Source organism: Pseudocolwellia sp. G5-9 (assembly GCF_055808995.1).
In genome coordinates this window covers 38,233-50,032 of sequence record NZ_CM147893.1, presented here as the reverse complement: position 1 = coordinate 50,032, position 11,800 = coordinate 38,233, and the positions used below count along the sequence as shown (strand labels likewise).

11 protein-coding genes are annotated in these 11,800 nt (G+C 35.5%); 4 read left to right on the top strand and 7 right to left on the bottom strand.

Going from position 1 to position 11,800, the window contains the following annotated elements:
- Positions 1 to 7 precede the first annotated feature (7 nt).
- On the bottom strand, positions 8 to 1,006 hold the full coding sequence (locus AC0L5Q_RS00215; protein ID WP_473613503.1) for a substrate-binding domain-containing protein: 999 nt from the start codon (positions 1,004 to 1,006) through the stop codon (positions 8 to 10).
- 184 nt (positions 1,007 to 1,190) lie between these two features.
- Here AC0L5Q_RS00215 and AC0L5Q_RS00210 point away from each other — a divergent pair, with 184 nt between their 5' ends.
- The gene (locus AC0L5Q_RS00210; protein ID WP_473613502.1) at positions 1,191 to 2,042 is read left to right on the top strand and encodes a hypothetical protein; all 852 of its coding nucleotides are present in this window, start codon (positions 1,191 to 1,193) and stop codon (positions 2,040 to 2,042) included.
- Between the two features lie 10 nt (positions 2,043 to 2,052).
- Positions 2,053 to 3,051 carry a Kelch repeat-containing protein gene (locus tag AC0L5Q_RS00205; RefSeq protein WP_473613501.1) on the top strand — a complete coding sequence of 333 codons (999 nt, stop codon included), beginning with the start codon at positions 2,053 to 2,055 and terminating at the stop codon, positions 3,049 to 3,051.
- A 100-nt stretch (positions 3,052 to 3,151) separates the two neighbouring features.
- Here the strand turns inward: AC0L5Q_RS00205 and AC0L5Q_RS00200 are convergent, their stop codons facing one another.
- The 5 genes from AC0L5Q_RS00200 to AC0L5Q_RS00180 form a co-directional block, all read right to left on the bottom strand.
- Positions 3,152 to 3,565, bottom strand: a complete 414-nt coding sequence (locus AC0L5Q_RS00200; protein ID WP_473613500.1) for a hypothetical protein — start codon at positions 3,563 to 3,565, stop codon at positions 3,152 to 3,154.
- Positions 3,566 to 3,972: 407 nt separating this feature from the next.
- Positions 3,973 to 4,203, bottom strand: coding sequence for a type II toxin-antitoxin system RelE/ParE family toxin (locus AC0L5Q_RS00195; RefSeq protein ID WP_473613499.1), 231 nt, complete (start codon positions 4,201 to 4,203; stop codon positions 3,973 to 3,975).
- 60 nt (positions 4,204 to 4,263) lie between these two features.
- A complete protein-coding gene (locus AC0L5Q_RS00190; RefSeq protein WP_473613498.1) occupies positions 4,264 to 4,545 on the bottom strand; it encodes a type II toxin-antitoxin system Phd/YefM family antitoxin in 282 nt (93 codons plus the stop codon).
- Positions 4,546 to 4,883: 338 nt separating this feature from the next.
- Complete coding sequence (locus AC0L5Q_RS00185) at positions 4,884 to 5,744, bottom strand: alpha/beta hydrolase family protein (RefSeq protein ID WP_473613497.1); 861 nt, start codon at positions 5,742 to 5,744, stop codon at positions 4,884 to 4,886.
- A 390-nt stretch (positions 5,745 to 6,134) separates the two neighbouring features.
- Positions 6,135 to 7,478, bottom strand: a complete 1,344-nt coding sequence (locus tag AC0L5Q_RS00180; RefSeq protein ID WP_473613496.1) for a Fic family protein — start codon at positions 7,476 to 7,478, stop codon at positions 6,135 to 6,137.
- Positions 7,479 to 7,715: 237 nt separating this feature from the next.
- Here AC0L5Q_RS00180 and AC0L5Q_RS00175 point away from each other — a divergent pair, with 237 nt between their 5' ends.
- Complete coding sequence (locus AC0L5Q_RS00175; RefSeq protein ID WP_473613495.1) at positions 7,716 to 7,856, top strand: polysaccharide lyase family 7 protein; 141 nt, start codon at positions 7,716 to 7,718, stop codon at positions 7,854 to 7,856.
- A 306-nt stretch (positions 7,857 to 8,162) separates the two neighbouring features.
- Here the strand turns inward: AC0L5Q_RS00175 and AC0L5Q_RS00170 are convergent, their stop codons facing one another.
- Entirely contained in the window at positions 8,163 to 9,581 is a 1,419-nt protein-coding gene (locus tag AC0L5Q_RS00170) for a polysaccharide lyase family 7 protein (protein WP_473613494.1), read from the bottom strand.
- Between the two features lie 578 nt (positions 9,582 to 10,159).
- Here AC0L5Q_RS00170 and AC0L5Q_RS00165 point away from each other — a divergent pair.
- The gene (locus AC0L5Q_RS00165) at positions 10,160 to 11,794 is read left to right on the top strand and encodes a glycoside hydrolase family 43 protein (protein WP_473613493.1); all 1,635 of its coding nucleotides are present in this window, start codon (positions 10,160 to 10,162) and stop codon (positions 11,792 to 11,794) included.
- Positions 11,795 to 11,800 lie beyond the last annotated feature (6 nt).

Below are 11,800 nucleotides of genomic sequence, written 5' to 3'. Positions count from 1 at the left end.
GATAAAATTAAATGCTTTCCCCTTCATCCAAAGTAAATCCTAAATCAATATAAGTTTCTATTTCTTCTAACCCATCAATTCTCGCTAATAACTGTTCAGCAGCCACTTGGCCAATACGAAACCTTGGGGTAATAACACTAGCCAAAGCAGGAGAATAAAGCTGTCCCATATCGTGTCCATGCATCCCCGTAATCCCTAATTCATCAGGTACTTTTATGCCCTTTCTTTTGCAACTTAACAACATTCCCATCGCAACATCATCGTTCGTACAAATAACACCATCAACTTTAGGGTCAATAGACAAAATATCTTCTAAAATCTCTGAGCCTAAACGGATAGAAGAAAACTCAGGAGAACGAAAAATTAATGGCGTTAGCTGATAAGACAAAACCGCCTCTTCGTAACCTTGCTGTCGTAATAAATCACGTATATCACCTTTAGCGCCTATATAAGCTATGTTTTTATAGCCTTTATCTAGCATGTTTAACGTCATTTGTTTAGCTGCTGCTAAATTGTCAAAACCCACCGCTTGCTGAATAGGTGGAGTACAGGTATCCATAATCTCTGTAACAGGAACCCCAGAAGAATCAATCATACGTAATGTATTTTGACTATGCACACTCTCAGAAAGTATAAGTCCATCAACATGATACCCCAGCAACGAGCTAATTCTTTTTTCTTCAAGCTCAGGAGAATACGCATAATGAGCAATCATAATTTGATAGCCAGCAGGTTCAGTAACCGACTCAATTCCACGTAATACTTCATCAAAAACATGATTTGAGATCGAGGGAAATAACACACCAATAGCATGACTACGGCCTTTTGAAAGAATATTAGGCGCTTTATTAGGAATATAGCCAAGTTTATTAATGGCGTTTTGAATCTCTTTACGCGAAGATTCAGCAACCAATTTAGGATCTTTTAAAAAACGGCTAACCGTCATTTTAGTCATACCCACAACGTCAGCAATGTCTTGTAATGTTGTTCTTCTCGATTTACTCATAATTCATTGTGTTAACAACACATCCCCTAAAAAATTGGCTTAACTATTATATTAATAAAGACACTTAAAGTCTCTGTAACAATAAAAAGATTGTCCTACAAAAATGTTACTGGTAACGTACTATACTCAAAAACATTATAGTCAATAAGACTAGAATTGAAATAACCTAATAACGAGACTTTACATGACTAAACAACTATTAACCTTAACCTTAACCTTAACCTTACTCATCACCACATTATTTTCTTGGAACAGCTACAGTGCTGAAGCAAAATTTAATAAAGAGAATGACTTACTATTATTAAATTTTGATCTTAAAACAGACGTTGACGATGCACACACTATCGCAGCGTTAGACTTAATACTGCAATCAAACGAATTTAAAAACATTAACTATTACGCCATTAGCGGTACATACGGAATACAAGCCGGCTTATACGTACCTGCCGATGAGTTATTCAATATAGTTTTCAAACAAAAATGGACTGACGCACATCAATACAGACAAACATCTATAAACAAAACCGTTAAAAAAATTAATCAAACCTTAACGGCAGGCGGAAGAATTTGGATTGCAGAAGCGGGCCAAAGCGACTTCACACAAGAACTCATTGAAGCCCTTACAGAGTATGGAATTAAATACACTAAAGACCAAATTCTTGTTGTACAACACGCTACATGGAACGAAAAAGAAACCAGTGTTGACGGCTTAGCTTTTGTAAAAGCACACACAACTTACATAAAAATTGAAGACGGAAATAAAGAAAACAACGGCACACCGGGTTTTAACAACAAAGATTACTCAGTAAAAAACCTTGAAAATAAAAACCTTATTTCATCTCAAGCCTGGACTGAAGCCAACAGAGTTAGTACAAAATACAACGGTGTAAATGGTCGATACAACAACCAAGCGATTTCTGATGGCGGCGCTGATTTTTCAGATCTTGTTGAAATAACGTATATTTTAGGTATAACAGATGTAGAAACCGTTGCGAAATTCTTTACTAAATTTAATAAAACTCGCTCAACTAACTAAGAGATAAAGTATGAAAAAAACCATCATATTAAAAGCCCTTGTAGCCTTAACCGCTGCCACTTTACTTATATGTAATGTAGCCAAAGCTGAAACTTGGGAAACGATAGAAACCTCTAACGCCTTTTCTGCGCGTCACGAAGCAGGCTTTATTAAATTTGAAAACAAAGGATATTTGATTGGTGGTAGAGGGATCAAAAACGTTGATGAATTTAACCCTGATAGCCTAAGTTGGCAGCCTTTACAAAAATCTCCTCTTGAATTGCATCACTTTCAGCCCGCTGTTTGGCAAAATATCATAGTTGTAGCTGGAGCCATGACAGGTCGCTACCCTGCTGAAAAACCAGTAAAAAATATTTATTTCTTTTACCCAAAAGAAAATAAATGGCAACAAGGTCCTGCTATACCAAAAGATCGCTTAAGAGGTGGTGCCGTTACAGTCGTTAAAAATAATGCACTCTACCTTATTGGTGGCATAACCAACGGACACCTTGATGGCAACGTTAACTGGGTTGACCGCTACGACTTCATCACTAAAACATGGACCGCATTACCCGATGCACCACATGCACGCGACCATGCGCAAGGCACGCTTATCAACAATAGTATTTACGTTGCAGGCGGACGCCGTACTTTAGGACAAAACAAACAAGTATTTGAATTGGTTGAACCTAAAGTTGATGTTTACAATATTGAAACAAACACATGGCAAGTAATGGAAGCTGATTTACCAACACCACGAGCAGGTAATTCGGTATTTTCTTATAACAATAATTTAATCGTAGTGGGTGGAGAAAGTGCAGACCCAACTAAAGCCCATGAAGAAGTGCATTTATTTAATACCACTACCCAAAAATGGCAAACCAAACCCTCTTTAAAACGAGGTAGACACGGCAGTGGTGTTATAGAAATGAATGGCTACTTATGGATAGCTTCAGGTTCTGGTATGCAAGGCGGTTCGCCCGAGTTGAAGTCAGTTGAACGTATTAAAGTAGAAAAGGTTTTTGACTAAGTAATTGAGGCATATTTAAGCAAGGGCTCGCCCTTGCTTAAATATGTACTAGAAAATACGGTTTAAGGCTTTTGATCCACTTCAAAACTTGTTTGTAGTTTTATTTAGTGCCAGTAGTCTCTTTGTCATTTTTAATAGGAGTATTAAAAGAGTCAAATCTGCTATTTTCATTCCAGTCAAGCTGAGATGGTGGCGATGCATAGTAGCTACCAGAACTAAAACAGTTATTATTCCAACTGGTATTCCAGTTGTTATTTGATTTATTATCACTCTCTACTGGTTTGTATTTACCGAGTGTAATTGAAGTTATCATTATGATAGCCCCAAACGCCATAAAAAAAAGTCCAGGCCCCTGACCCGAAAAAATGACTTTTAATGCTGTTGATTTAATCTCAAGGTTAATGTTTTCTTTTGCTACTCCATAAGTAAACAATCGATAACCTAAATAGCAGAGAAATATCGCTCCAAAGATTATTAATATTCTTTCAAAACCTCTTATTAACATAGGATCCATATTAATCTCCCCATAAAACTAGACATAATGACTCCCCACAAAGCGCTAGCCTCTATATCATGGGGTAACTTAAAAATAATAGCCACAGTTAGTTTTTAATGAAATAAACCAACGGCTAGCATCAATAACAATAGCATAATTTTTATTCGATTAGATACCCATATAACATTTACTCAACTCGCTGTTTTAAAAGACCAACGTGGCGCTAAACTCGACTCGTTAGGTAAAATAAATCCAACAAAGCAGCCTTTATTAAATTGGCAAGACAGGCAGTATGAAAACCTAAAAAGTGACGATAACAACCTGTATTAGAAAGGTGATTGTGATATTCAATTCGATGCGTAGATGAGGTGTAATGTGGGAAGCGCCCATGGTTAAAAATTAACTATTGATGCCATAGGCTCTTGTTATAACTCAATATCACTCAAGCTAAGCAACTGACGACTATTACGTAAAGTTAGTATTTTAATTTCATTTTCAACTTTATAGATAAGACGATAACTACCAAATATCACCTCACGATAATTTGTACCTAACAACTCGGGTACTTCTCTGCCTGATTCAGGTTGAAAACCGAGTAAGTCTGTGCGATCAAATATATCATTAACCCATTTTGTCTGCAGCCGAAGGTTTATCAAGAGCAATAAACTTAGCGGATGCTTCTAGCTTTTCTAACGCTAAAGGAGACCAAACCACTTTCAAGGATTAATACTCTTTAAGATTTGCGCGCGAGCATCAGAATTAGAAATACCTAATCCAGCAGAAAGCTGTGCTTCAGCTTTTTGGATTTCTTCAAGTAGTTCAATTTTCTCCTGCATTGACTCATATTCTGCCACATCGACAACTACAGCTACGCCTTTTCCTCTTTGTGTTATTACAATTGGTCTTCTTGTTTCGTTAATTTGACGAATAAATGAAGCTGCACCAGCTCTAAAATCAGAAAGTGGTTGAATATCTTGATCAAAATGAAGTCTAGTCATGAGTAACACCTTTAGTTGTACTTTATATGGTACAAAGTATAGTTAAAACTAGATACCAGTACAAGGCTTTGAACTTAAGTCATAGACACAATGACTCCCCACAATGCGTTAACCTCCATATTGTGGGTTAACTTAAAAATCAGAGCCATAATTAGTTTGTTAATGAAATAAAGTGGATGCTAGTATGAATAACAATAACATAATTTTTATAGGATTAATCCTCATAAAAAAATCACACAACTCGCTGTTTTAAAAGATGAATCGAGCTATATTAAAGCGTTAAAAAGCAAGAGAGCGTCCTTGCTAAAATATGCTGTTTACCACCTCAGGACGTGCTGTTATGTACCTGAACTACCAAATAGAACGTCAGCGCAATGTGGAGTTAACGCTGAAGAACTATGACCAATTCCTTGAATTACATTTACGTTAACAATTCCATTAACCCCATAGCGCTTTGCATTTTGATTCATTGCGCGCGCCCAACTATTTGCAATTTCTATGCGCGTATTACCGCTGTGTGCAGGCCTTTTAGGTTGAGTCTTTATGTCTTTACTTCCAATAACGATTGAAACTTTTTTCGCAGCTAAAGCGTAATTTCTAAGAGATTTAGTGATAAAAACTTTATTTGTGCTACCGTCTTTCCACTTTAAACTCTTAGAGAGGTTTCCTGCGCCATAAGGCCATTTACTTGATGTTGTAGGGTAACTGTACCGGCCTGCTGCGCTCACAACAGCATGAATCACCTTGTTAGGATGAGTAACAACATACCTATTAACAAACTGTCCACCGGCAGAGTGACCGTATAAATAAAAACGCTTACTACCTGAGCTAGTTTGAAATGAATAACGACTTACAAGTTTATTAACGAATTCATCAGCAGGAACGTATTTGCCAAATAAATTCCTATATCCACCAAAGCCACCACCTAGGTTACCAAAACGTGACGTATCGAAAACGGGTGCAATTAATAATAATCCATATTTGTCGGCATATTTGATCCAACGTGATATATATTTCTTTGCGACATCTGAAGCTTTATCTCTTTTTGATAACATACCGTGAGCAATAACTAGAATGTTTTTTGGGGTTTCTTCAGGAATATAAACAAAATGATCACCTTCATTATTTCTTTTTTGGATAACTTCAGCATTTAGAGATAATGACAGGCATACCCCAATAAAGATTAATAATTTACGCATGATTCACCGAAGGTACATAGACATAATGACTCCCCACGAGGAGCTAGGCTCCCTATAGTGGGTTAACTTAAAAATCAGAGCCATAATTAGTTTGTTAAAGAATTAAAGGCTAGCATGAATAACAATAACATAATTTTTATAGGATTAATCCTCATAAAATATTTACACAACTCGCTGTTTTAAAGACGAATATAACTATACTGATAATCAGATCATTAGCATTTAAATAGATAATAATATTTGTTTAGTTATCAATTTTGGTATTGGTAAACAAGAACAACCTACGATGAAACAACTTATCTTGAGGCGTTAAAAGCAAAGACTCGCCCTTGCTTAAATATGCGTTAGAAAATACGATTTAAGGCTTTTGGTCCACCTCAGGGCGTGTTGTTATTTCCTATTATTTAATTTAGAAAGTAAATCTGAAGGAGCTATATAAATTAAAGTTTTACCATCTTTGGTTGTAAGAAATAGTTTTAATTCTGCTAATTTTGCTAAATATGTTCTAGCCGTATTAGCAGAAATGCTATAAGAATTAGATATTTCTTTAGCGCTAAATATCCTCCCTGGCTCTTTCACTGCTTTCTTTATTAAATCTTTTTGAATGAAATTTAGCTTATTTCCCAAAGTTGTTTTTTCTAATATTTCAGCTATTTTTTTAAATTCATTTGTCTTGTTACCTAAGTATGTTTTCAACTCATCAAAGGCATGAAAAATAATATCTAATTGAAAATAAATAAAATAAGTTAAATCATTAGAGTCCTTTTCTGTATACATGTAAGACATTCCATATTCTTTGGGTTTTTCTTTTAATAACTTACTAATAGAAACAAATTTAAATAAAGTATATTCACTTTTAAGCATAAACCAATAAAACAATGCTCTTGCTACTCGACCGTTTCCATCTCTAAATGGGTGTTCATAACCCACCATAAAATGAAGGATAATTGCTTTAATAATAGGATGAACAAAGTCACAGCCATTTAAGCCAGAATGATCTTCATTAGCAAAATCACATAATGTCTGAAGCCTGTCGTCAATTAAATTAAAATGAGGGGGCTGATGCGCAATATTTCCATCACCATCTTCGATATATATATCATTGTCTTCTCTAAACTCACCGGGAATTACACTATTCTCTGTAGTCCCTTTTGTTGCTATTCGATGAAACTCTAAGATAAGATCTAAAGTTAGCTTCTCTTTTTTATTTTGTTCTGCAAACTTCAAAAGAAGATAATTATTTAATATCATTCTCTCATCTTCGTCTATTGGCTCTCTTTCATCTTCCAACATTTTTTTAGCTACTTCACGGGTAGTCGAGGCACCTTCAAGTTGAGCACTTGTAATAGCTTCTTCCATAATTAGAGATGAAACTAAAAATTTGCTTTGCAAATGTTCACTAGCAGCTGTATCTGAAACTGCGCCTACATTACCGCCAGCTATTTTTACTAGTTGATATAATAAAGCTTCCATAGAGTGAGGTGTACAATATAAAAAAGGCTCGTTATCTTCACTTTTAATTTGAAGAGATTTGTACTGTGACATTCTTTTAAACTTTACAGTTTTCCATATGTTTTCAGCATCCGCTTTAGGTACTCTCCACTTAAGTTGGCTCCAATGAAGATATTTACCTTCATCATCAGTAACGTCATATTTATTAAGGAAAGGAGTTATTAATTTAAAATCATCAGGGAAATTTAGTTTAGGAGCTTTTTCCACTCTAGGCTTAGCCATATTCTCTACTTTTACTATATGCGTTTAAAGTAACTTCAGTATACTAAAGCCAAAGTGTAACGCAAATTTTAAATTTTGAGTTTATAGCCGTATAAGATTTAATTTACACACTTATCAATTGGAAAATGAACGTACCGGTTGATTTAAATAACGATAAGAAAATTGACGAAATCAGCGTTGAAGAAATGCAAACGTATTTTCACCCTGATTTTTTCTATCTTGATGCTAGATAACAATATGGTATTTACCACACCTAATAAAGCGATAACAAAGGCTAATTCAATTAATACGCGTAGTGAGTTACGTCAAATGCTACGTGGGTCAAATAGCAAAATTAAAATGAGTGATCCTGCTACCGAGTTTGCTGTAATTGTTTAATTTCTGATAACTATCTTGGTAGTTTTAAGTAACCTCAGCTCGGGTTAAGCAAAATTACTCAACATAAAAACTATTCACTATTTCCTGAAACAACTCAGTTCTAATTAAGTGTTTAAAAGCTAATCTAAAAAATAACTAACAACTAGCTGTATTACTTGGTGGTTTATAGGTTTTAGCAAAAGTGGAGTAAATCAGGAGAAGATAAAATAGAGGATGAAATACTCATTAACCTAAAACAAAAAAGCACCGAAAATATCAGTGCTTTTGTCTCTATTAACATTAATACTAATCTTAACTATTCATTTATTAATGAGTATTTTCTATTTTATAGAAAGTCGCTTGAACGTAATCCTTTTCTTCACCACTATTATTCTGATTATATACACCAGCTTTAAAGTACATATACTCATTAGCAATGTCGTAACCACTGTTAGACATATCAATAATTTCAGTGATATCTTCCTCACCATCACGAGTTAGAACGAAAGTCAGTGAATTACCAACTACCGTAATTTTATAGCCAAAACGTTCGTTTAATTCTATGCCGTTACTTGGATTAGATGCACTTTGTAAACGAGTGCCTATCAATTCATAATATTCATCATCTCCATCACGTATTTCGTGAGCCAAATAGATAGAGCCTTTCTCGTTACTTGGTAATTTACGGTAATAAACACGTATAGGTTCATCATTATTTGCATGAATTTGACCAATAATTACTCGGCCTACCTGATTAGCGTCACCTGTTGTTGTAACATGGTTAACGGCTAACTCAGCAACAAGTTCACCATCAACGCCACCCGCTTTATCTTGCTCATTTTGTGGTGCACTTGAAAACACCCAGTTATTAGCATTAACACCTTGTGTGCTAATACTTGTATTGCCTCTACGTAACATCTCTCTTAATTCAGTACGAGTATATTTTGTGTTTACTGATGTTTTAGTACCTTCAATTGGGGCTCTAAAAACTAAACCGTTATCAAGAGAATTGAAAAAGAATTCTGAGTTGAAATAATCATCATTTAACTCATTCTCCCAAATACTTTCTGATTTCATTGCCGTATCTTCATCAACCGGAATACTTAAATACCAATCAATTAATTCAATGTTAGTGGCAACATCCGACTGACAACCGAAAGCTTCAACTTCAACAATACTGCTACTGTTATCAACATTATTACCTGTAGAAACAATTTTAATAAACTTAGCTGTTGTATCTGTTAGATCGGTAAATACACCTCTATCGGTAGACTCATCACTTAGCTCTGAAGTCGCTAAAGGAACCCAAGTACTATTGTCAGTTGAAACTTCAATGTCGTAACTATAACTGCGGCTATCTTCATTTAACCAAGTAATAGATACCCCTTTAAGTAAAGCAGCTTGTTCAAGTGTTAGGGTTAAAGACTGGTTCATGCTAGTTGTAGACCAGCGTGAAGTGCTGATAAAACTGCCGTCAATAGCATTACTTGCTGGGTAACTTGTACTTGAATCTGAAGCAACAGCGCTGCTAAAAGGCAAAAAAGCGAGTCCACTACAAGTAATATCAGCTTGTGGCTCATTCGTTTCTTCAACAGGAACATCTATTACAGGAGCTTCAACAACAGGAGTTTCTGTTTCAACAATAATTACTGAACTTGAAGAACTAGGATTATCTGACGTAGATGAACCACAACCAGCAGCAAGTAACAACGGACATAAAAGCACAACTTTATAATTTATCAACACACCAACCCCGATAACTTTATATTTATAAGAAAAATTAAATCTAACTATTTAAATGTGACCTAGTTTAGACATTAAACCAAAAGGTAATACCAATATATATTACCAAAACATAAAATACCAGTTACCAAATTTAGTTTAAGCTTAAATTTATCTAAAAGGCGTAAAAATTAATGTGTTTTAATTAAGTGGCTATCGGGTTTTTAACTTTGAGATCGTAATATGCAATAACCTTTACTCAGCATTTTTAAATATCGATGTTACTAAGTAACATGAAATAACAGTTTAAAATCACTATAAACCCCGTCAAAATCAAAATATTTATTGTCTTTTTTACCATAAGAGGCCAATCTATATAAATCCCTTTAATTACGTTGCATACAGGCTAGATAACTGTTATCAAAACTCACGCTAAAACCACAAAAAAGTAATTTTTATGGGGTTCGTTACTTGCTATGTTACCGGGAACATTTTAAGATAAAAAACATAAAATCAGAGTACAAATTGTTATCACCTAAAATTTGTACCTACGCTTTGTTTGAATCGTTAGATTTTTACCAACCTGAGACGTAATGATGGAAATGATCAACAATCCAATTTTAAAAGGCTTTAATCCAGATCCCGTTATCTGTAATAAAGGCGAAGATTATTATATCGCTACCTCTACATTTGAGTGGTTTCCTGGTGTTCGTATTTATCATAGCCAAGACTTTATCAACTGGGATTTAGTAGCCACGCCATTAGATCGTGTTAGCCAATTAGACATGAACGGCATACCCGACTCAGGTGGTGTTTGGGCGCCCTGCTTAACTTATAGCGATGGTTTGTTTTGGTTGGTGTATTCAAATGTAAAAAGTGTTGATAGTCCTTGGAAATCTGGCGACAACTTTCTGGTTACCGCAGAAAATATTGAAGGCCCATGGAGCGAACCTATCAAATTAAAATTTGGCGGTTTTGATCCTTCCCTTTTTCATGATGATTCGGGCCGTAAGTTCATCACCTATCGTCAATGGGGGGCTAGGCATCACAGTAATCCACATAACAATATAATTATTCAAGAATATTTTCATGACGAGCAACGCTTATCAACCGACCGAAAAATCATTTTTGGTGGCACACACAGAAAGCTAACTGAAGCACCGCATTTATATAAAGTTGATGAATACTATTACCTTTTAGTGGCTGAAGGCGGCACCGTTTACGACCATGCTGTTACCGTATTACGCAGTAAAAGCGTGCTTGGGCCATTTGAATTACACCCCGATGAAACTATTTTAACCACCAGCGATAAGCCTGAAGCTGTTTTACAAAAAGCTGGTCATGGTTCAATGATCAAAACCCATTCAAATGAATGGTACATGGTGTTTCTGGTGAGTCGTCCGTTACCTGACACTATTAAAATTACCGATAACAAAATTTCAGGTTACTGCCCTCTAGGCAGAGAAACGGCTATCGACAAAATAGAATGGCGCGATGGTTGGCCTTATGTGGTTGGCGGAGCACACACTAAGCTACAAGTTGAAGCACCAACTTTTGCTGCATTTTCTTCTACAAGTAAAACAGCAACATCTCATGCCTCGTCAGACGATTTTATCGATAATTTTGATAGCAATACGCTACATCCAGAATGGCAAACATTACGTGTTCCTTTTTGTGAAAAAATGGGAGCGTTAACAGAATATAAATCAGGGTTAAGATTGTACGGACAAGAGCCGCTTATTTCTCAATTCCCTCAATCAACCCTTGGGTATAGATGGCAGCATTTTGACTTTGACGCAACAACCTCGCTGTCTTTCACCCCAACTAACGAGCAACAAAATGCAGGTATAGCGTGTTATTACAACACTAAAAACTGGGTTTACTGTTTTGTTGATTTTGATGAAAGCCTTGGCATACGTGCGCTTAAAATTATTCAGGTAGATAGAGGCGAAGCTTCTTATCACCTTTATGAACAACCCATACATATATCTGATTCTGTTACCAGCATATCGCTAAAAACTTGCGTGAGTGGCTCTTCTTTAACGTTCAAATATTCGTTCGATTATGCAGCGTGGCAACCATTAAATATAGTTTTCGATGCTTGGAAACTTTCCGATGATTACGTAAAAGGCAAAGGCTTTTTTACCGGCGCATTTATCTGTTTGCATTGTTCAGACTTAAGTGGTGAAGGCATTTTTGCTGATTTTCATCAATTTAAATATACCCCTAATCTCTAAAATTTA

What these genes read in the sequence shown, in the direction of transcription:
- AC0L5Q_RS00215 (WP_473613503.1), bottom strand. Translation starts at nt 1,006, where the DNA reads ATGAGTAAATCGAGAAGAACAACATTACAAGACATTGCTGACGTTGTG.
- AC0L5Q_RS00210 (WP_473613502.1), top strand. Translation starts at nt 1,191, where the DNA reads ATGACTAAACAACTATTAACCTTAACCTTAACCTTAACCTTACTCATC.
- AC0L5Q_RS00205 (WP_473613501.1), top strand. Translation starts at nt 2,053, where the DNA reads ATGAAAAAAACCATCATATTAAAAGCCCTTGTAGCCTTAACCGCTGCC.
- AC0L5Q_RS00200 (WP_473613500.1), bottom strand. Translation starts at nt 3,565, where the DNA reads ATGGATCCTATGTTAATAAGAGGTTTTGAAAGAATATTAATAATCTTT.
- AC0L5Q_RS00190 (WP_473613498.1), bottom strand. Translation starts at nt 4,545, where the DNA reads ATGACTAGACTTCATTTTGATCAAGATATTCAACCACTTTCTGATTTT.
- AC0L5Q_RS00185 (WP_473613497.1), bottom strand. Translation starts at nt 5,744, where the DNA reads ATGCGTAAATTATTAATCTTTATTGGGGTATGCCTGTCATTATCTCTA.
- AC0L5Q_RS00180 (WP_473613496.1), bottom strand. Translation starts at nt 7,478, where the DNA reads ATGGCTAAGCCTAGAGTGGAAAAAGCTCCTAAACTAAATTTCCCTGAT.
- AC0L5Q_RS00175 (WP_473613495.1), top strand. Translation starts at nt 7,716, where the DNA reads ATGGTATTTACCACACCTAATAAAGCGATAACAAAGGCTAATTCAATT.
- AC0L5Q_RS00165 (WP_473613493.1), top strand. Translation starts at nt 10,160, where the DNA reads ATGATCAACAATCCAATTTTAAAAGGCTTTAATCCAGATCCCGTTATC.